This window comes from Aquabacterium fontiphilum, from assembly GCF_009909205.1.
Taxonomy (GTDB): Bacteria; Pseudomonadota; Gammaproteobacteria; order Burkholderiales; family Burkholderiaceae_C; genus Aquabacterium; species Aquabacterium fontiphilum.
On sequence record NZ_JAAAPN010000004.1, the window covers coordinates 247,295 to 267,152 of the forward strand.

At 66.8% G+C, this 19,858-nt stretch carries 18 protein-coding genes; 8 read left to right on the forward strand and 10 right to left on the reverse strand.

Annotation, left to right across the window (positions count from 1 at the left end):
• Window positions 1-8: 8 nt before the first annotated feature.
• The 4 genes from GTZ97_RS06585 to GTZ97_RS06600 form a co-directional block, all read right to left on the reverse strand.
• On the reverse strand, window positions 9-395 hold the full coding sequence (locus tag GTZ97_RS06585) for a hypothetical protein (RefSeq protein ID WP_161649774.1): 387 nt from the start codon (window positions 393-395) through the stop codon (window positions 9-11).
• 101 nt (window positions 396-496) lie between these two features.
• Complete coding sequence (locus GTZ97_RS06590; protein WP_161649775.1) at window positions 497-2,401, reverse strand: ATP-dependent metallopeptidase FtsH/Yme1/Tma family protein; 1,905 nt, start codon at window positions 2,399-2,401, stop codon at window positions 497-499.
• A gap of 103 nt (window positions 2,402-2,504) precedes the next feature.
• Complete coding sequence (locus tag GTZ97_RS06595) at window positions 2,505-3,614, reverse strand: NAD(P)/FAD-dependent oxidoreductase (RefSeq protein ID WP_161649776.1); 1,110 nt, start codon at window positions 3,612-3,614, stop codon at window positions 2,505-2,507.
• An 80-nt stretch (window positions 3,615-3,694) separates the two neighbouring features.
• Window positions 3,695-4,471, reverse strand: coding sequence for an alpha/beta fold hydrolase (locus tag GTZ97_RS06600; RefSeq protein WP_161649777.1), 777 nt, complete (start codon window positions 4,469-4,471; stop codon window positions 3,695-3,697).
• 97 nt (window positions 4,472-4,568) lie between these two features.
• Between GTZ97_RS06600 and GTZ97_RS06605 the strand changes: the two genes are divergently transcribed.
• Window positions 4,569-5,114 carry a winged helix-turn-helix transcriptional regulator gene (locus GTZ97_RS06605; RefSeq protein ID WP_161649778.1) on the forward strand — a complete coding sequence of 182 codons (546 nt, stop codon included), beginning with the start codon at window positions 4,569-4,571 and terminating at the stop codon, window positions 5,112-5,114.
• A gap of 17 nt (window positions 5,115-5,131) precedes the next feature.
• Window positions 5,132-5,392, forward strand: a complete 261-nt coding sequence (locus GTZ97_RS06610) for a SlyX family protein (protein WP_161649779.1) — start codon at window positions 5,132-5,134, stop codon at window positions 5,390-5,392.
• Here the strand turns inward: GTZ97_RS06610 and GTZ97_RS06615 are convergent.
• Both GTZ97_RS06615 and GTZ97_RS06620 read right to left on the reverse strand, forming a co-directional pair.
• Window positions 5,386-5,793 (reverse strand): YbaN family protein, encoded by a 408-nt coding sequence (locus GTZ97_RS06615; protein ID WP_330863561.1) that lies wholly within the window; start codon window positions 5,791-5,793, stop codon window positions 5,386-5,388. The two genes, GTZ97_RS06610 and GTZ97_RS06615, sit on opposite strands and share 7 nt — an antisense overlap.
• The gene (locus GTZ97_RS06620) at window positions 5,790-7,613 is read right to left on the reverse strand and encodes a glutamine--tRNA ligase/YqeY domain fusion protein (RefSeq protein WP_161649780.1); all 1,824 of its coding nucleotides are present in this window, start codon (window positions 7,611-7,613) and stop codon (window positions 5,790-5,792) included. Before GTZ97_RS06620 ends, GTZ97_RS06615 begins: the two co-directional genes overlap by 4 nt.
• Before the next feature lie 97 nt (window positions 7,614-7,710).
• On the opposite strand from GTZ97_RS06620, the gene ppk2 reads away from it, so the two are divergent.
• The gene (ppk2, locus tag GTZ97_RS06625) at window positions 7,711-8,517 is read left to right on the forward strand and encodes a polyphosphate kinase 2 (RefSeq protein ID WP_161649781.1); all 807 of its coding nucleotides are present in this window, start codon (window positions 7,711-7,713) and stop codon (window positions 8,515-8,517) included.
• A gap of 164 nt (window positions 8,518-8,681) precedes the next feature.
• Window positions 8,682-9,455, forward strand: coding sequence for a hypothetical protein (locus GTZ97_RS06630; RefSeq protein ID WP_161649782.1), 774 nt, complete (start codon window positions 8,682-8,684; stop codon window positions 9,453-9,455).
• Here the strand turns inward: GTZ97_RS06630 and GTZ97_RS06635 are convergent.
• On the reverse strand, window positions 9,425-9,859 hold the full coding sequence (locus tag GTZ97_RS06635; protein WP_161649783.1) for a DUF3717 domain-containing protein: 435 nt from the start codon (window positions 9,857-9,859) through the stop codon (window positions 9,425-9,427). The two genes, GTZ97_RS06630 and GTZ97_RS06635, sit on opposite strands and share 31 nt — an antisense overlap.
• 32 nt (window positions 9,860-9,891) lie before the next feature.
• A complete protein-coding gene (locus GTZ97_RS06640) occupies window positions 9,892-11,229 on the reverse strand; it encodes a tryptophan--tRNA ligase (RefSeq protein WP_161649784.1) in 1,338 nt (445 codons plus the stop codon).
• Between the two features lie 82 nt (window positions 11,230-11,311).
• Here GTZ97_RS06640 and purN point away from each other — a divergent pair, with 82 nt between their 5' ends.
• A complete protein-coding gene (purN, locus tag GTZ97_RS06645; RefSeq protein WP_161649785.1) occupies window positions 11,312-11,944 on the forward strand; it encodes a phosphoribosylglycinamide formyltransferase in 633 nt (210 codons plus the stop codon).
• Window positions 11,945-11,968: 24 nt separating this feature from the next.
• Here purN and GTZ97_RS06650 read toward each other — a convergent pair whose 3' ends face one another.
• Together GTZ97_RS06650 and GTZ97_RS06655 are read right to left on the reverse strand one after the other, a co-directional pair.
• A complete protein-coding gene (locus tag GTZ97_RS06650) occupies window positions 11,969-12,646 on the reverse strand; it encodes a response regulator (RefSeq protein WP_161649786.1) in 678 nt (225 codons plus the stop codon).
• Window positions 12,630-16,172, reverse strand: coding sequence for a hybrid sensor histidine kinase/response regulator (locus GTZ97_RS06655; RefSeq protein WP_161649787.1), 3,543 nt, complete (start codon window positions 16,170-16,172; stop codon window positions 12,630-12,632). Before GTZ97_RS06655 ends, GTZ97_RS06650 begins: the two co-directional genes overlap by 17 nt.
• Before the next feature lie 145 nt (window positions 16,173-16,317).
• Here GTZ97_RS06655 and urtA point away from each other — a divergent pair, with 145 nt between their 5' ends.
• The 3 genes from urtA to urtC all read left to right on the forward strand — a co-directional run bounded on the left by urtA (window position 16,318) and on the right by urtC (window position 19,848).
• The gene (gene urtA / locus GTZ97_RS06660) at window positions 16,318-17,595 is read left to right on the forward strand and encodes an urea ABC transporter substrate-binding protein (protein WP_161649788.1); all 1,278 of its coding nucleotides are present in this window, start codon (window positions 16,318-16,320) and stop codon (window positions 17,593-17,595) included.
• A gap of 113 nt (window positions 17,596-17,708) precedes the next feature.
• Complete coding sequence (urtB, locus tag GTZ97_RS06665; protein WP_161649849.1) at window positions 17,709-18,623, forward strand: urea ABC transporter permease subunit UrtB; 915 nt, start codon at window positions 17,709-17,711, stop codon at window positions 18,621-18,623.
• A 22-nt stretch (window positions 18,624-18,645) separates the two neighbouring features.
• Complete coding sequence (urtC, locus tag GTZ97_RS06670; protein WP_161649789.1) at window positions 18,646-19,848, forward strand: urea ABC transporter permease subunit UrtC; 1,203 nt, start codon at window positions 18,646-18,648, stop codon at window positions 19,846-19,848.
• The last annotated feature ends 10 nt before the right edge of the window (window positions 19,849-19,858 follow it).

Here is a 19,858-nt window from a genome sequence, read left to right on the forward strand (position 1 = left end):
GCCGCGTGTCAAGCCAGGCGCCAGACCACCCACACCGCCACGCCGCTCAGCACCGCCACCAGCGCGCTGAGCCAGCGCAGGCGCACGCGGTGGGCTTCCACCCGCTGGATGAGCTCGGCGTTCTGGTCGGCCAGCGCCTTGATCAGCTCCGATGAGGTCTGCAGCTCGCGCTGCAACTCGGCTGTGGTGACGCTGAGTTCTTCGACGCGCAAACGCAAAGCCTGGGCGACGTCGCCGCCTGGCGGCACGACGATGGGCATGGGCGTCGCCACAGTTTCACCCCCGCCGCCCACCTTCTTCCACAGCTTGCGCGCGCCATCGGCAATGGCCGGCGCGTTGGCGATGACCTGAGACCACGGCACGGTCTTGAGCAGCACCATCCAGGGAATGGCCATGCGTGTTCCTTTCCTGCTGAAGGCACAAGGCGCACGACGCGCCCTCGCCTCATCGGCTCGGTTCTAACACACAGGCCATGCCCCGCCGAACGGTACGGCTGTCACGCCATGGATTCGGGCGCAGGCAGCGCGACCGTCGCGTCGGCATCGGCGTCCAGCAGTGCCGCCAGGGGCTCGCCCGACACGGTCTCACAGGCCAGCAGCGTGTCGGTCAGCGCGTCCAACGCGCCACGGCGCGCCTGCAGCACGTCGCGGCAGCGAGCCTGCGCCGCCTCCAGAATCTGGCGGGCCTCCTCCAGCACGCGCTCCTGGATGTGCGGCCCGACCAACGCGCCCGGCACACCGGCCAGGCTCAGCAACCCGAAGCGCTCGCTAAAGCCCATGGTGCTCACCATGTCGACGGCCAGTGCCGATGCGCGTTTGAGGTCGTCCGCCGCGCCCGAGCTGGTGTGACCCAGCACCAGCAACTCGGCCTCACGGCCGGCCAGCATCATGCCCAGGCGCGCAGCCAGTTCGGCCTGGCCAAACAACGGCAGCTCGTTGGCCCGCGTCATGAAAGTCACGCCCAAGGCTTGGCCGCGCGGTTCGATGGTCACGCGCTCGACCACACCAGCGCGCAGCGCATGTGCCACCAGCGCGTGGCCGGCCTCGTGCACGGCGATGCGGCGGCGGTCATCGGCGCCCATCAGGCCCTTGAGCGCCGACACCTCGCCGCCCAGCTGGTGGCGCTCCAGCGCACGGTGCAGATGTTCCTGCGTCACGCACGCGGCATCGCGCTCGGCCGCCATGACCGTCGCGCGGTTGACCACGCCTTCGATCTCGGCATGGGACATGCCGGCCATCGAGCGCGCCAGGGTGTCGAGATCCAGCCCCTCCGCGGCGCGCACGCGCGACACACAGCGCTGCAGCAGCGCCAGGCGGTCGGGCAAGGTCGGCAGCGTCACCCGGGCCACGAGATCGAACCGCCCGGGGCGCTTGAGCGCCGCATCGATGTTGTCGGCGTGGTTGGTGGCGCCGATCACGACGACGTTGTCCATCGGGTCGAAGCCATCGAGTTCGACCAGCAACTTGTTGATGATGCGGTTTTCTTCCGGGCTGCCTGTGCCGTGGCCTGGGCTGGACGGGCCTGCACTGCGCTGGCCGATGCCATCGAACTCGTCGATGAAGACGATGCACGGGCCGTTGCGGCGCGCGGTGGCGAACAACTCGCGCACCTTGGCGATGCCAGCGCCATAGAACATGCTGGAGAAATGCGAGCCATCGACCGCGATGAAGTGGGCGCCGCACTCGCCCGCCAGCGCGCGGGCCAGCAAGGTCTTGCCGGTGCCTGGCGGGCCTTCCAGCAACACGCCACGGGGGGGCCGGGCGCCCAGCGCCAGATACTTCTCGGGCGAGCGCATGAAAGCCGCCACTTGCTGCAGCGCGGCCTTGGCCTCGGAGGCGCCAACCACATCGTCAAACCGCACATCCGGTGGGCTGACGGGCTCGACCGCGCCCATCAAGCTGCCGCCCTGCCTTGCACGCTGCACCAGGAACATGAGCACGCCAATGCCCAGCGCCAGGATCAGCGTGTGGCCGGCGGCCGTCATCGCGCGGTCGGCCCAACGGGTAGGGGCCCCGCGGGGGTCGATGCGCACGGCCGTGAGCTCGAAGGCTTGCGCCCGGCTCAGCGACTCCAGCCGGCCACCCAGGCCGCCATCAGTGGCCAGCAGCTCGGTGCTGTAGTGCGTGCCATCGCGCCGCGTGACCAGCACGCGTCGACCGTCCACACCCATGGCCTGCACCTGACGCGACGCCAGGTCACGCTCCAGCACCGACACATTGACCGGCTTGTCCAGCCACTGATGCGGCGCACGCTGAAAGCTTTGCGCCAGCGCGCTGCGCGGCGCCGGGTCCGCCGGTGCCATCAGCACATCGAGCCCCATGAAGGCAGCCAACACCGCCGTCAGGAGCAACACATAAGAGCCAGCACGAAGCCAGCGGGGCCAGGACGCGAAGGGAATCATGAGGGTCGCTGCACGAGAGTGAACCCCGACATGAAACCGCATCTGCCCGCCCTGGCAGCCCCGGATGAGGCGCGCACCCGTGCCGCTGATCCTTCTCTGCAGATCAGCCTGCGGGCATGGCGTTTGCTCCAGCCGCCTGACGCAGGCTTGCGTACGCCTGACGAGCCGCATCTCGGCCGCTGAGCCAGGCGCCCTCGACCTTGCCCGCATTCATCCAGTCACCACACAGGCCCAGGCGCAGGGCCGGATCCCAGGCCAGCGGGGCCGCGGTGCCCGGCGCGGTGTCGGCGTAACGCCAGCGGTGGGCCGTCCATGCTTGCGGCGGGGGCAGCCCCAACTCGGCCGCGGCAGCCATCAAGGTCGCGGCCACTGATTCGGGCGTGTCTTCGATGTGGGCATCGCTCCAGTCCGCGTCGGCGTGCAGCAACCAGGTCTCTTGTGCCGATGGCCGGCCGGGCTTGTGGCTGTCGCAGGCCACCCAGCGCAAGGGTGGCGTGTTGACGAATGCCGCTTCCCAGCCCAGGCCGGTTGCCACCGGTTGCGCGTAGCGCAGCATCAGCGCCCAACTGCCGCGCATGCGCACGGCTTCGACCTGCTCAGCCCATGCGGGCGCGACCGGCTGAAGCAGAGGGACGGCCTGGTGTGAGGGAACGGCCAACACCACTGCATCAAACGCTGCATCCAACCCTGCATCCAACGCCGCATGGGCTGCCGCGCCAGCCGCCTCCAGTTCAGCCACCCGTATCCGCCAACCGTATGTGGTGCGGTGAACGCCCGTGACGGTGTGCTGCAGATGCAATGCATGACCCGCCGCCTGCAAGGCCGCCACCATGGCCGCTGCCGGAGCGGTCATGCGCGGCGTGCCCACCCAGCGCGTGACTGCCTCACCGGGCTGGCTCCAACCGGCCTCGCGCGACCAGGCGCGCAAGCGCGGCGCCCAGGCCGCGACGCAGCCCGCGTCCACCCAAGACTGCACCTGTTCTGCGAACGCGGCGTCGCGGGCGGTGAAATACTGCGCGCCGTGGTCGCACTGCCAGCCTTCTGCCCGCCGTGTGCTCATGCGGCCCGAGGGGCCCCGGCTTTTGTCGAACAGGGTGACACGGCAACCGGCCTCGTGCAGGGCCGTGGCGCAACTCAGCCCGGCCATGCCGGCGCCGATCACGGCCACCTTGGCAGCACCATGGGCGGATTGAAGACTGCTTGAATCGTTCATGACGCCATCGTACGCAGCCCGGGCGCGGCACCGACGACGTGCACGGTCAAAACCGTGAATCCGAACGCGTCAAACCCGGGTCAGCCCATGGCGCGTGCCCAGTGCCGTTGCAGCGACGGCATCACCTGATCCGGTGCGCTCAGGGGCGACATGTGTCCCAAACCGGGCAAGACCTCGACCTCGGCGTGCGGGTTTGCGGCGGCCAGGCGTTGCACCATCTCACGCGTGGGCGCGGGCGAGCACGCGCCCCGCACCAGGGTCAATGGAACGGTCAGGCGGTAATGGGCAAAGGGCTCGGCCGTGGTCGCCACCGCGCGCACCTCCTGGTACATCTTCCAGCCCACCAACTGGGCCATCTGGCGCGCTTTGTCGCTCATCGCAGCCCAGGCGCCCGGCTGGTTCCAGTAGTCGACAAAGCGCTCCAGCCAGGGCGCGAGCCCGCCGGTCTCGTCGTCCAGCATCGAGTGGGCGCCGTCGAACAGGCGCTGCACATCGGCCGCCGCATCATCGGGCAGGTGGGGCATCTCGGCGCGCAAGGCGCCGAACAGCACCGGCTCGTACAGCCACACCGAGCGCAGCGGCAAGGTCTTGTCCATGGCCAGGGTGAGCGCGGCCAGGCCGCCATACGAGTGGCCGACCAGATGCAGTGCGGTGGTGTCGGCAGGAATCTGGGCCCGCAGGTGCGCCACCTCGTCGGCCAGGCTCAACGGCTGCCCGCGGGGCACCATGTCAGCCAGGCTGTAGCCCCGGTTGCTGGGCGTCAACGGCGTCAGGCCCTCGGGGCGCGGCGTCAGCAGGCGCGTCCACATGAAGGGCCCGGTGCCAGTGGAATGAACGAACAGGGCGATCTCGGCCATCAAGCACTCCAGAATTACTTGCGTATTGAAAGTAGTCGCATGCTATCCCATGAACTTTCATCATGCAAGTAAATGCGGTGCAGCCTACAATGGCCTCATGACCCGCAGCAGCTTTGCCCACATGCGTTGCTCCATCGCCCGATCACTGGACGTGATCGGTGAGTGGTGGACGCTGCTCATCGTGCGCGAAGCCTTTTGGGGCGCGCGCCGGTTTGGCGAGTTCGAAGCGCGTCTGGGCATCGCGCCCAACATCCTCAGTCAGCGCCTGGGCCGCCTGGTGGCCCATGGGGTGCTGGAGGTGACACAGACCAGCCAGAACGGCAAGGCCATGGCCTATGCGCTGACCGACAAAGGGCGTGATCTGCTGCCCGTGCTCGTGGCGCTGACCCAGTGGGGCGACCAGCACGAGGCCCTCCCTGACGGCCCGGCCGTGACCCTGGTCGACCGCGCCACCGGCCAGCCTCTGGGCCCCTTGCGTCTGAGCACGCGCGATGGCCAGCCCGTGGCGCCCCGCAACGTGACCGTCCTGCCCGGCCCCGGTGCCCTTGACGACGAGCGCGAACGACTCGAAGCCCTGCAAGCACGCCGCGCCGCCAGGCTGGCGGCCGCCCAGGCTGGGGCGAGCAGCGATCCGACGCCCTGACCTTTCCGCTTGACCCGATGCATCCCGACGCCGCCCACCCCGATCACGCGCATGACACCTCAGCCGTCAGCCGGCTGGAGGACCGCATCACCGAGCTGGAGATGAAAGCCGCCTTCGCGGAAGACCTGCTCGATGCGCTCAACCTCACGGTGGCGCGCCAGCAGGAACGGATCGACCTGTTGCTTCACGAGCTGCAGTCGCTGCGCGAACAGGTGGGCCAGTCAGGGCAGCCCGGCGGGTTTCGCAGCCTGCGCGACGAGTTGCCGCCGCATTACTGATCGCGCGCGACGGGCAGCACAGGCTGGCGCGTGGGGATGCGCCACACCACGACGACCCCGATCACGCCAGCCAGCGCAATGGCGCCTTGCGCCCATGGGCGCCCCGCCAGCTGCCACACCGACAGGCTCACCATGATCACCATCATCGCGATGGCCAGCACCTTGATGCGGCGCGGCAGGCTGCGGTGCGCCTCCCAATCGCGCACCATGGGGCCCATCCAGCGGTGGTTCACCAGCCAGGTGTGCAAACGCGGCGAAGCCTTGGCGAAACAGCCCGCAGCCAGCAGCACAAAGGGGGTGGTGGGCAGCCCCGGCAGCGCCACCCCCAGTCCGGCCAGCCCCAGGCTGACCAAGCCCGCCAGCACCAGCAAGTGGCGGCGCAGGCGGGCGCTCAGGCTCACTTCCAGCTGTCCTTCAACCCGGTGATCTTGTTGAACACCGGTTGACCGGGCGCGTGGTCCAGGCGGTCAGCCACGAAGTACCCGAAGCGCTCGAACTGGAACTTCTGATCCGGCTGCGCAGCAGCCAGCGAGGGCTCGACGTAGCCCTTCACCACCTTGACGCTTTCGGGGTTCAGGCTGGCCTTGAAGTCCTTGCCGCCGGCATCGGGGTGCGGGTCGGTGAACAGGCGGTCGTACAGGCGGATCTCGGCCTCGACGCCGTCGGCCGCGCCCACCCAGGTGATGGCGGCCTTCACCTTGACGCTGTCGGCGCCCGGCGTGCCGCTCTTGGTATCGGGCACGACGGTGGCCTGAACCTCGGTGACGCGGCCATCGGCGTCCTTGGTGCAGCCGCTGCACTCAATGACGTAGCCGCCCTTCAGGCGCACCTTGTTGCCGGGGAAGAGGCGCTTGTAGCCCTTGGGCGGCACCTCTTCAAAGTCTTCGCGCTCGATCCAGGCCTCGCGGCCCAGCTTGAAATGGCGCACGGGCGACTCGGTGCCCTCCGGCGGATGCGGCAAGGCCGGCAGCGCGCACGGCTCCAGGTGGCCCGCGCCCATGACCTCGTCCCAGTTGGTCAGCACCAGCTTGACCGGATCCAGCACGGCCATGCCGCGGTGGGCCTTGTTCTCCAGATCATCACGTAGGGCGATGTCCAGCGTGCTGTAGTCGATCCAGCTGTCGGACTTGCTCACGCCGATGCGCTCGCAGAACAGCTGGATGGCCTCGGGCGTGTAGCCCCGGCGACGCAGGCCCACGATGGTCGGCATCCGGGGGTCGTCCCAGCCGGTAACCACGCCCTCATCGACCAGTGCCTTGAGCTTGCGCTTGCTGGTGATGACGTAGGTGAGATTGAGGCGCGCGAACTCGTACTGCTTCGGGTTGGGCTGCTTGAGCAGACCGAGCCGTGCGAGGTTCTCCAGCAGCCAGTCGTAGAAGGGGCGCTGGTCTTCGAACTCCAGCGTGCAGATCGAATGCGTGATCTGCTCCAGCGCGTCTTCGATCGGGTGAGCGAAGGTGTACATCGGGTAGATGCACCAGGCATCACCCGTGTTGTGGTGCGTCGCTTTTTTGATGCGGTAGATCGCCGGGTCCCGCATGTTGATGTTGGGGCTGGCCATGTCGATCTTCGCGCGCAACACGGCGGCGCCATCGGCCAGCTTGCCATCGCGCATCTCGCGGAAGCGCGCCAGGTTCTCGTCAGGGGTGCGGCTTCGGAAGGGGCTGTCGGTGCCGGGCGTGGTGAAGTCGCCGCGGTTCTTCTTCATCTCCTCGGGCGTCTGCTCATCCACATACGCCAGCCCGGCCGTGATCAGCGCCTCGGCCGCGCGGTACATGAAGTCGAAGTAATTGCTGGCGTAGTAGAGATGGGTTTCGGGCTGGCCGTTGAAGTGCGAGTCCCAGTCGAAGCCCAGCCACTTGACCGCGTCCAGGATGGCGTCGACGTACTCCTGCTCTTCCTTCTCGGGGTTGGTGTCGTCAAAGCGCATGTGGCAGACGCCACCGTAGTCGCGTGCCAGCCCGAAGTTCAGGCAGATGCTCTTGGCGTGGCCGACATGCAGGTAGCCGTTCGGCTCGGGCGGGAAGCGCGTGCGGATCTTCGCCGGGTCGGGTTGTCCGGCCTCATGGTGGGCGGCGTCACCGGGCGAACCGCCCCAGCGGCGGCTGGCATAGGTGCCCTGCTCCAGGTCGCGGTCGATGATGCCGCGCAGGAAGTTGGTGGGCTTGTGGGGGGCGTCAGAATCGGCGGCGGGCGTGCCGGATGCGGTGGCGTCGGTCATGCCCCGATTCTATCGAGGCGCGCCCCGCCCCACGGTGTGCAGGCCCACCGGATGGTGCAAGATCGCCGCGTGTGAACCACCCCACAGGACAGTCCGCATGAAGCGTGAACCCGACAAGCTCAGCAAGAAGGCCTACGAGGCGGCGCTGGAGCCCATGCAACTCGAACTCGTTCAGCTCTCGCGCTGGCTGGCCCACCATCACAAACGCCTGGTGGTCATCTTCGAGGGGCGCGACACCGCAGGCAAGAGTGGCGTGATCCGGGCGATCGCCGACGTGCTTGACCCGCGCCGTTGCCAGGTGGTGGCCCTGGGCAAGCCATCGGAGCAAGAGCGCAGCCAGTGGTACTTCCAGCGCTATGTGCCCCATCTTCCCTCGGCTGGCAACGTGGCGCTGTTTGACCGCAGTTGGTACAACCGCGCCGGCGTCGAACACGTGATGGGCTTCTGCACCGACGATGAGTACCGGCGCTTCCTGCGCGAGGCGCCTCATTTCGAGCGCATGCTCGTGGACGACGGCATCCTGCTGTTCAAGTACTGGCTGTGCGTCGACCAGGTTGAGCAAGAGCAGCGCTTCGCCGAGCGCCTGGAAGACCCGCTCAAGCGCTGGAAGCTCTCGCCCGTCGACGTGGTGGCCCGTACCAAGTACGCCGAATACGGCAAGGCGCGCAACACCATGCTCAAAGCCACACACACGGACCATGCCCCTTGGACCCTGGTCGACTTCAATGACCAGCGTCGGGGCCGCCTCACGCTGATCCGCCACCTGCTGGACAGCCTGCCCGACCAGGCCGTGCCGGAACAGACCATCGACATGCCACCACTGTCAAACAGACTTGGGCGTGAGGTGTTCCCAGCCGCTCATCAGCCCTTGCAGCCCTACGCGCCCGACAGCGCCTTTGAGTGACGGCGCTGTTTCAAACGTATGTATCAGTCTTGCTCCAAGAGAAAAACACGCCGTTTCAAACACCCCCTGATTGAGCGTTTCACGTTATCCGCGCAGGCAAACCCTGTGGTGATGGCTGGCGTCTGACCGGAAGATCCGGCCCCAGCACCACACGATTTGCTTCTATGCTGACAACCCGATATCAGAAAGTCCGCGCCCTCAGCCTGCCGGACATTCTGCGCATGCACGCGCTCTTCGAGGCCCACTACGCCAGCAGCCCGTTGACCACTTTTCTGGACGACCTGTCGCGTAAGGACGGCGCCTTCGTGGTCCGTCACCGCCAGACCGGCGAGATCGTCGGCTTCTCGACCCTGGGCATCTACACATTCCAACTCGGCGGGCGCCGGGCCAAGGGCCTGTTCAGCGGCGACACCATCATCGAAGGCGCCCACCGGGGCTCACGCACCCTGCAAAAGGCCTTTGCGTGGAAGCTGTTCATCGAAGCCATCAAGGCCCCCCTGACACCGCAATACTGGCTGCTGATCAGCAAGGGCTACAAAACCTATCTGCTGATGGCGCGCAACTTCCCTGAATACCATCCGCGCCGCGACCAGGCAAGCCCAGCCATGGCGGCCATGGTGCAGGAGTACTGCGAGGCCCTGTTCCCGGGCAAGCTCAACCGGCAAACCATGCTGCTGGAGTTCGGCAACGATGCCAACCGCCTCAAGCCCGACGTGGCCGACATCACTGACGCCATGCGCACCGATCCGGACATTCGCCACTTCGAACGCTTGAACCCTACATGGTCCGAAGGCACCGAACTGCCCTGCCTGGCCCGCACGGACCTGGTCGCCTTTGTCAAAGCCATCGGGCCCTTCATGCTCAAGGTGCTCAAGCACCGCTTCGCCGCCCGTCCGGTCGTTGCCGATCAGTCTGACGAGGCCGCGCGCGCGGCCTGATCAGGCGCCCGCTCAGCGTAGCGGTTGAACCGCCAGGAACTGGACTCGATGGTGATGCGTCGCCAGGTTGCGCGCTTTTCCGCTGGGCTCATCTCCGGCCACAGCTGCACCTCGTCGAAGGTGCGGCCGCAGCCCTTACAGATGTCGTCGCCCTGGCTGGTCGAGCAGATGGCGATGCAAGGTGTATCCGGTGTCGTGGCGTACCAGGAAAGCCAGGCCGCGCGGGCCGACGGCGGCATGCTGTCTTCGTCGCACTCGGTTTCGCGGTAGTACACCATCAGGGCGTACACCTCGGCCAGCGCGCGCAGTTCGGGGCTCAGGCCGAGGTCGTCCTCGTCCGGTGCCTGACGCTCACGCCACCAGTTGATGGCTGCCTCGATGTCGGTGATGTGGATGCCTGCCATGCGCGTGTCGGGCAAATGCTGCGCCTGCTGGCTCAGGCCCGCGCCGCCTTGGCGGCGGCGGCTTCCTGCTCATGCGCCACCACCGCAGCCAGCGCCGCGTGGGCCTCAGCGGCATCCACCACCAGACTCACCGGGGCCCCTTCCAGGGCGGCCGCGCCCTCAGTCTTCAGCCGCTTGACCCAGTTGCCGGCCTCACGACCCTCGGCAAAGCCCTGGCTCTGGAGGAGCACGGCCCCGTCTGCAGCTGCCAGCTTGAAGTAGAACAGGCCGTCGGCCTCGCGGTATTGCTTGAACACGGGCACGGCAGTCTTGGCCGGCGTCGCACCGGCCTGCGCAGACGCGACCGCGCCCGATGCCACCATGGGCCGCAGCCCCACCGCCTGCCGCAGCGTCTTGAGAAAGGGCGTGGCTCGGGCGCGGGCCTTGTCGGCACCGGCTTGCAGCACGGCCTCGACGCGCTCCGGGTGGGCCACCAGTTCGGCATAGCGCGCGCGCATCGGGCCCACATGGGCCTCGATCAACTCCACGAGGCGCTGTTTGGCCTCGCCCCATGCCAGCCCGGCGCGCAGCTCGGCATGGAAGGCGGCGCGCTGCTCGGCCGTGGCGAACGCGTCATAGATTGTGACCAGGTGGGCGCCCTCGGGGTCCTTGGGCTCGCCGGGCAGCTTCGAATCGGTGACGATGCGGGCCACCGCCTCTTTCAACGCCTTGGCGCCGCCTTCGAACAGGGGCACGGTGTTGTCATAGCTCTTGCTCATCTTGCGGCCATCCAGGCCGGGCAGGGTGGCCACGGCCTCCTCAATCTCGGCCTCGGGCAGCACGAACAGCTCCTGGCCGGCCCCGTAGAGGTGGTTGAAACGCAGGGCCACGTCCCGCGCCATCTCGATGTGCTGCACCTGGTCACGGCCCACGGGCACACGGTGCGCATTGAACATCAGGATGTCAGCCGCCATCAGCACCGGGTAGCAGTACAACCCCATTGTCACGCCCGCATCGGGCTCCTCGCCCTTGGCCTCATTGGCGTCGACCGCGGCCTTGTAGGCGTGTGCCCGATTCATCTGACCCTTGGCCGTCACGCAAGTCAGCAGCCAGTTCAGCTCGGTGATCTCGGGAATGTCGCTCTGGGCGTAGAAGGTGACACGATCGGTATCCAGGCCGGCCGCCAACCAGGTGGCGGCGATCTCCAGCCGCGAGCGGGCGATGCGCGCGGGGTCGTCGCACTTGATCAGCGCGTGGTAATCGGCCAGGAAGAAAAAGCTCTCGACCCCCGGCTCACGGCTGGCGGCAATGGCCGGGCGGATGGCGCCCACGTAGTTCCCCAGATGTGGGGTGCCAGTGGTGGTGATGCCGGTGAGAACGCGTTGGGTCATGGTGGCCGGCCTGCCGGGGTGGGGCAAGCGCATCGAAAACGGGGAAGTGACGGATTTTAGGTGGGACTACACTTGCGTCCGCATGAAAAACGTCGTCATCCTGATCTCCGGCCGGGGCTCCAACATGGAGGCCATTGTTCAAGCCTGCCAGCGTGAAGGCTGGCCGGCCCGCATTGCGGCGGTGATCAGCAACAAGTCCGACGCCAGCGGCCTGGCCTTTGCCGCCCGGCATGGCATCCCGACTGCCGTGGTGCCACACACCCAGTTCGCCTCGCGGGAAGCATTCGACGCCGAACTGGCCCGGGTGATCGACGGTTTTGCGCCCGATCTGGTGGTGCTGGCCGGTTTCATGCGCATCCTGACCGAGGGCTTTGTACGCCACTACGAGGGCCGGCTGCTCAACATCCACCCTTCGCTGTTGCCTGCCTTCCCTGGCCTGCACACTCACCGGCGAGCCATCGAGGCCGGCTGCAAGCTGGCCGGCGCCACGGTGCACTTCGTCACGCCCGAGCTCGACCATGGCCCCATCGTGGCGCAGGCTGCGGTGGCCGTGCTGCCGGACGACACCGAAGACACCCTGGCTGACCGGGTGCTGCGCCATGAACACGTGATCTATCCGCAGGCCGTGCGCTGGTTTGTCGAAGGGCAACTGGCCATCGAGCAGGGCGTGGTGCGCCATGCCGCCGGCGCCGCCCAGGTGCGCTGGGGCGGCTGACAGGCCACGGTGTCAGGCCGATGGTCAGGCCGAGATGGCGCGGCTGGCCAGCGCGGCCGCGGCTGCGCGCGTCTCCACACCCAGCTTTTCGAAGATGTGCTCCAGGTGCTTGTTCACCGTGCGGTGGCTCATGCCCAGGATCTCGGCAATGTCCCGGTTGGTCTTGCCGCGGGCCAGCCAGGTCAGCACCTCGGTTTCACGCGGTGTGAGGGCCGCCCCTTCGAGCCGCAGTGCCACAGCGGCGTCCGGGCCAGACTGCGCGCCGGCCGAGGCAGCCCGCTGCAGCGCGTCGCGGGCCTCGCGGGCGGCACGCGCGTTGCGCACGTGGGTGGCCAGGCGCGCCAGCACCTCTTCGATGCGTACTGGCTTGACCACGTAGTCGACACCGCCGGACTCAAAGCCGGCCACGACGTCGGCCGTGTCGGACAGCCCGGTCATGAAGATCACGGGAATGGCCGACCAGGCGGCATGCGCCTTGATGCGCTGACAGGTTTCAAAACCGGACAGGCCCGGCATCACCGCGTCCATCAGGATGGCATCGGGTGACACCGCGGCCAGGCGGTTCAGGGCCTGCTCGCCATCGCGCGCCACCAGCACGGTGTAGCCCTCCTGCATCAGCGCATCGCACAGCATGCGCAGGCTGTCGGGCACATCGTCCACCACCAGCACGGTGCCGGCGTGCGTATCAGGACTGGGGTTCATTGACTCGGTCCTCTTCGACATCGTCCACATCATCCATGTCGTCCACAAAGGGCGCCAGGTGGGCCACCACGGCGTCCAGCTCGAATTGATCGATCCAGCGCTGCACCAGGCGCCAGCGGGGCGCATGGGCCGGGTGGCTGTGTTGCCAGCCCGCCAATGCCTCACGCAACGCCTGGATGTGCCCCTTGCGAGCCAGGCGGTGCAGTTCCCAGGCCGCGTCGGCCGGCGGCGGCGGCCAGACACCGGTGTCGATCGCCAGCGCCGCCTCGTCCGGCTTGGCCACCTGGGTGACCCAGCTCAGCGCCAGCAAGCCACCCAGTGCACGCAACAATTCCGACTCCATGACCGGCTTGCCCACAAAGGCCTGGCAGCCCGCCGCCAGCAGGTTCTCCGGCCGGTTCTCGAACACATTGGCCGACACGATGATGATGGGCTCTTGCGTGCCGGCAGCCCGCATCGCCCGGGCCGTGGCCCAGCCATCCATGTCGTCCATGCTGATGTCCAGCAGCACGGCATCGGGCGGATCGATGCGGACGCGCTCCAGCGCCTCGCTGCCACTGGCGGCCTCGCGGATCACGAAGCCCAAGGGCATCAGCATGCCGGCGAGCATCTGGCGCTGAATGGGCTGGTCGTCGACCACCAGCAGCGTGCGGCGGGGTCCTTCATAGCCCACGATGGCCCGCTGGCCCACCGGATCGGGCACGCCATCGGCCGCGACCGGGGCCTGAGGGGGCGCAGCGATCTCGCGCAGGTACAGCCGTACCGTGAAGGTGCTGCCCGCACCCAGCTCGCTCTGCACGCTGAGTTCGCCCCCCATCAGCTCGGTCAGCAGGTGGGTGATGGTCAGACCCAATCCGGTGCCTGTTTCGCTGATACGCCGCCCGCCGCTGCCCCGCTCGAAGGGCAGGAAGATGCGGTCCAGATCCTGCGGTGCGATGCCGATGCCGGTGTCTTCCACCTGAAAGCGCAACACCTCACGCCGCGCATCGACCCGCAGCACGATGCGGCCGCGCTCGGTGAAGCGCACTGCATTGCCCAGCAGGTTGAGCAGGATCTGGCGCAAGCGCTTGGCGTCGGCCTGCACCCACTCGGGCACGCGGCCGCGCGTTTCCAACTCGAACAGCAGGCCCTTGGCGGCGGCCTGCGGCCGGACCATGCGCACGACGTCGTCCAGAAAGGCCGGCAGCGAGATTGGCGCCGCCTCCAGCCGCAATCGTCCCGCCTCGATGCGCGCCAGCTCGAGCAGGCCGTCGATCAGGCCCATCAGGTGTTCGCCGCTGCGCTGGATGGTCTGCAGGGCGTCGCGGCCGGTGCGCGCGTCGCCGGGCTTGCCCTTGAGCAGGATCTGGGCATAGCCCAGGATGCTGTTGAGCGGGGTGCGCAGCTCGTGCGTCATGCCGGCCACGTAGCGCGTCTTGGCCTGGTTGGCGGCCTCGGCCAGCTCCTTGGCCTGCTGCAGGGCCGCGTCGGTGCGGCGGTGTGCGTCGATTTCCTGCTGCAGCAGCTGGTTCTGGCGGTTGCTGTCGTCTTGCGCCATGCGGCGGCTCTCCGACGCCAGCACCACCCACCATGCACACACGGCCACCACCATCAGCAGCAGCGCATACACCTTGATGAACGGCCCCTGCAGGGCGGCCGCCACCGCGGGCCCCTCGTCCAGCAGCCCGGTGTGCACCACGCCCTCCTGGTAATAGACCACGCCCAGCACCGCCGCGAGCAGCGCCGCCAGTGACAGGAAGACCACCAGGTAATGCCCCACCTGAAAGTTCATGCGACGCGACAGCCGCACGGGCAACACCGTCATCAGCGCATCCGACACCTGCTCGGCGGCCCGCGAGCGGGTCTTGCAGCGGTCATGGCAACGCGACTCCAGCGTGCAGCACAATGAGCAGATGGGCGCCTCGTAGGCCGGGCAGGTCGCGATGTCCTCGGCTTCGAACTGGTTCTCGCACACCGAGCAGCGCACCATGTCGCCGGGCAGCCAGCGTGCTTGCGGTCTGCGGGCCAGGTAGAAGCGCCCCCGCGTGGCCCAGGCCAGCACAGGTGAGGCCACCATGGCAATGCCCAGCGCAATGAAGGGCGACCACGGCAGAACGGCCTCGCCCAGCAGACCTGCGTGGCCGGCAATGGCCACACTGGCGGCCAGCAACGTGGCCCCCAGCCCCACCGGATTGAGATCGTAGAGGTGGGCGCGCTTGAACTCGATGCCGCGCGGCGACCAGCCCATGGGCTTGTTGATCACCAGATCGGCCACCAGCGCCCCTACCCACGCGATGGCCACATTGCTGTAAAGCCCCAGCACGTGCTCCAGCGCACCAAACACGCCCAACGTCATCAGCAGCACGGCAATCAGCACATTGAACACCAGCCAGACCACCCGCCCCGGGTGGCTGTGGGTGAGGCGGGCAAAGAAGTTCGACCACGCCAGCGAGCCCGCATAGGCATTGGTGACGTTGATCTTGATCTGCGAGACGATGACGAAGATCAGCGTGGCCCACAGCGCCCAGGTGGGTGAGGCAAACACCTCTGTGAAGGCCGCCAGGTACATCTGCGTGGGCTCGATGGCCTTGTCCACCGGGATCTCGCGCTGGATCACGAGATAAGCCAGAAAGGCCCCAGCGATCATTTTCAGCATGCCGGGCACAATCCACCCCGGCCCTGCCACCAGCACGGCACCCCACCAGCGCCAGCGGTTCTCGCGGGTCTTCTCGGGCAGGAAGCGCAGGTAGTCCACCTGCTCGCCCACCTGCACCACCAGCGAAAAGATGACGGTGGCGGCCATGCCGAACGAGACCAGATCGAAATCGGCCGTGCCAGACGTGCGCCCCGCCAGGCTCATGAAGTCCACATAGGCTTCAGGCTGCTTCCAGGCCAGCCAGACGAAGGGCAGCACCAGCATGGCCAACCACAAAGGCTGGGTCCACATCTGCAGACGCGAGATCAGCGTGATGCCATGGGTGACCAGCGGGATCACCACCAGCGACGAGATCAGATAACACAGCGCCAATGGCCAGTCGAACACCATCTGGATGGCCAGCGCCATGATGGCGGCCTCCAGGGCGAAGAAGATGAAGGTGAAGCTCGCGTAGATCAGCGACGTCAGGGTCGAGCCCAGGTAGCCGAAGCCGGCGCCCCGGGTAAGCAAGTCCATGTCCAGGCCATACTTGGCCGCGTAGTAGCTGATGGGCAGCGCCGTGAGGAAGATGATCGCCCCCACGACCAGGATGGCCCACAACGCGTTGGTGAAGCCGTAGCTCAGTGCAATGGCGCCACCAATGGCCTCCAGGGCCAGAAACGACACCGCGCCAAAGGCGGTGTTCGCCACGCGCATCTCGCTCCACTTGCGAAAGGTGCGCGGTGTGTAGCGCAGCGCGTAGTCCTCCAGCGTCTCGTTGGCGACCCAGGAGTTGTACTCGCGGCGGATGCGGAAGATCTTTTGTCGGGCGACGGACACGCGCACCAGCTCCGGACATGGCGTTGCGAACGGTGCTGCAAGAACCGATCCAGGCAACTGCGCCCCCCTCATCCGCAGTGTCCTACGTTAATTGACGTATTCATGGAAAACCCGGCGCTCCTTAACGTTGCACCCAAGGTCGCTGTGCGCGCTGCCCCCGAGACGCATGCACCGAAGCGCGACACGCGCAACCCTTTTTTGTGCAAGGAGCCTTTTCATGAGCCAAGACCGCGACGATCAAGCCCAACACCCCACCCAGATGGACCGCCAGCGCCGCATGCTGATGCAGGGCTTGGCTGCCCTGCCCGTGGCCGCCGGCCTGCCCAGCGTCGCCAACGCACAGCAGTTCCCCACGGCCAAGGTCAACACGACCAAGCTGGCCATTACCGACACCGAAGTGACCGTGGGCCAGTTGCACTCGGCCACGGGCACCATGGCCATCTCCGAGACCGGCTCGATCCAGGCGGAGCAACTGGCGATCGACCAGATCAATGCCATGGGCGGCATCCTGGGCCGCAAGATCAAGGTCATCAAGGAAGACGGCGCCTCTGACTGGCCGACCTTCGCCGAGAAGTCCAAGAAGCTGCTGGTCAACGACAAGGTGGCCTGCGTCTTCGGCTGCTGGACATCGGCTTCGCGCAAGGCCGTGCTGCCCATCTTCGAGAAGGAAAACGGCCTGCTGTACTACCCGACCTTCTACGAAGGCCTGGAGCAGTCCAAGAACGTGATCTACACCGGCCAGGAGGCCACACAGCAGATCCTGTACGGCCTGGACTGGGCCAACAAGGAGAAGAAGGCCAAGACCTTCTTCCTGGTCGGATCCGACTACATCTGGCCGCGCACCTCGATGAAGATTGCACGCGCGCACATTGAGCGCGTGGCCAAGCTCGGCAAGGTCGTCGGCGAGGAGTACTACCCGCTGGGCCACACCAACTTCAACTCGCTGATCAACAAGATCAAGATCGCCAAGCCCGACTGCATCTTCGCGGCCGTGGTGGGCGGCTCGAACGTGGCCTTCTACAAGCAGCTCAAGGCCGCCGGCATCACCGGCGCCAAGCAGTTCCTGTTGACGCTGTCGGTGACCGAGGACGAGATGACCGGCGTGGGCGGTGAAAACTTCGCGGGCTTCTACAGCTCGATGAAGTACTTCCAGAGCCTGGACAACGAGAACAACAAGAAGTTCGTGGCGGCATTCAAGGCCAAGTACGGCCCGAAGGCCGTGATCGGCGACGTCACGCAGGCGGCCTACCTCGGCCCCTGGCTGTGGAAGGCCGCCGTCGAGAAGGCTGGCAGCTTTGACGTGGCCAAGGTGACCGCAGCCTCGCCCGGCATCGAACTCAAGACCGCGCCCGAGGGCTACGTCAAGGTTCACGAGAACCACCACCTCTGGAGCAAGGCGCGGATCGGCCAGGGCCTGCCGGACGGCACGTTCAAGGTCGTGGCCGAGTCGCCCCAGCTGATCGAGCCCAACCCCTTCCCCAAAGGCTATCAGTGACAGCGTGAGCGCACGGGTGGCGGGGTGACGCCACCTGTTTCCTGCTGCGGCCCGCGCCAGCGCTGGGCGGGCCGCGCAGGTTCTTTCCAGATGCAAGGGTGAACAACATGGACATGACACTCAACGACATGCTCAACATCGGGCTCATGCAGGGCTTTGCCGGGCTGAGCCTGTTTTCCGTGCTGCTGTTGATGGGCCTGGGCCTGGCGGTGATCTTCGGCCAGATGGGCGTCATCAACATGGCCCATGGCGAGTTCATGACCATCGGCGCCTACACCATTTACCTGGGCTCGATGCTCACAGAGAGCTTTGCGCCCGGGCTCATTCAGCTGTACTTCCCTGTCGCCATCGTGGCGGCCTTCCTGATCGCGTTTGCGGCGGGCTGGCTGACGGAGTGGGCGTTGATCCGCCACTTGTACAAGCGGCCGCTCGACACCCTGCTGGCCACCTGGGGCCTGAGTCTGGGCCTGCAGCAGGTGTTCCGCTCGACGTTTGGCCCGAAAGAAGTCAGCCCCACCCTGCCCGACTGGCTGATGGGCTCCTGGGCTCCGGCCGAAGGCCTGGACATCCCGATCAACGGTCTGTTCGTGATGGGCCTGACAGCCGTGGTCACTGCCTTGCTGCTGATCGCGCTGTACAAGGCACGATGGGGCCTGCGGGTGCGCGCCACGGTGAGCAACCGCACGATGGCCAACGCCATCGGCATCAACACCAAGCAGACCGACCGCTTCACGTTTGCCATCGGTTGCGGCATCGCCGGGGTGGCCGGCGCCGCCTTCACCACCATCGGCTCGACCGGGCCGACCAGCGGCTCGCTCTACATCGTCGACAGCTTCCTGGTCGTCACCTTCGGGGGCGCCGGCAGCCTGCTGGGCACGGTCGCATCCGCCTTCGGCATCGCCCAGACACAGTCCATCTCCGAGTTCTTCATGACCGGCTCCATGGCCAAGGTGCTCACGCTGATGCTGGTGATCACGATCCTGATGATCCGCCCGCAAGGCCTGTTTGCCTCGAAGGTCCGCCGCTGAACCGCCACCGGAGCGCTACACCATGACCAAACTGCACACCTGGTTGACGCAACAGAAACTCGGCAGCTTGCTGCTGCTGGCCCTCGTCCTGCTCGTGGCCATGCCCCTGATGCTGGACACCTTCCGGCTCAACATGGTCGGCAAATACCTGACCTACGCTTTCGTGGCCATCGGGCTGGTGATGCTGTGGGGTCATGCCGGCATCCTCAGCCTGGGCCAGGGTGTCTTCTTCGGGCTGGGCGGCTACATGATGGCCATGTTCCTCAAGCTCGAAGCGTCTGACCCCGAAAGCACGAAGATCCAGTCCACCCCCGGCATCCCGGACTTCATGGACTGGAACCAGGTCACCGCCCTGCCCTGGTGGTGGGAGCCGTTCCACAGCCTGACCTTCGCGCTGGTGGCCGTGGTCGTGGTGCCCATGCTGCTGGCCTTCATCATCGGCTTTGCGATGTTCAAGCGGCGCGTGGGTGGGGTGTACTTTGCCATCATCACGCAGGCGGTGGCCCTGGTGCTGACGGTGCTCATCATCGGCCAGCAAGGCTACACCGGCGGCGTCAACGGCATCACCGACCTCAAGACGCTCAAGGGCTGGGACATCCGCACCGATGAGGCCAAGCTCATCCTCTACTACGTCTGCTGCGGCCTGCTCATCCTGAGCGTGCTGCTGTGCCGCTGGGTGCAGTCGTCCAAACTCGGCACCTTGCTGCTGGCCATGCGCGACAAGGAAGACCGCGTGCGCTTCTCGGGCTACGACGTGGCCATGTTCAAGGTCTTTGCCTTCTGTCTGGCAGCCGGCCTGTCTGCCATCGGTGGCGCGATGTTCACCCTGCAGGTTGGCTTCATGTCACCGTCGTTCGTCGGCATCGTGCCGTCAATCGAGATGGTGATCTACGCCGCCGTCGGGGGACGCATGAGCCTGGTGGGCGCCATCTACGGCGCGCTGCTCGTGAACTTCGGCAAGACCTATTTCTCTGAAAGCGCGCCCGACTTGTGGCTCTTCCTGATGGCCGCGCTCTTCATCGGCGTGACCATGGCCTTCCCCAACGGGCTGGCTGGCCTGTGGGAGGAAAAGATCAAGCCCTGGTGGAAGGCCAAGCAGGCCGAGCGCAAGGAGATCCGCGAGCGCGTGGCGCTGGCCCAGGCCAGCTACCCCGAGCCGCCTCCGCCCAAGAAAGTCACCGACGTGTCCCCCCTGCCTGGCGGCATCAGCGGACAACAAGCCTGACCTCAGCCTG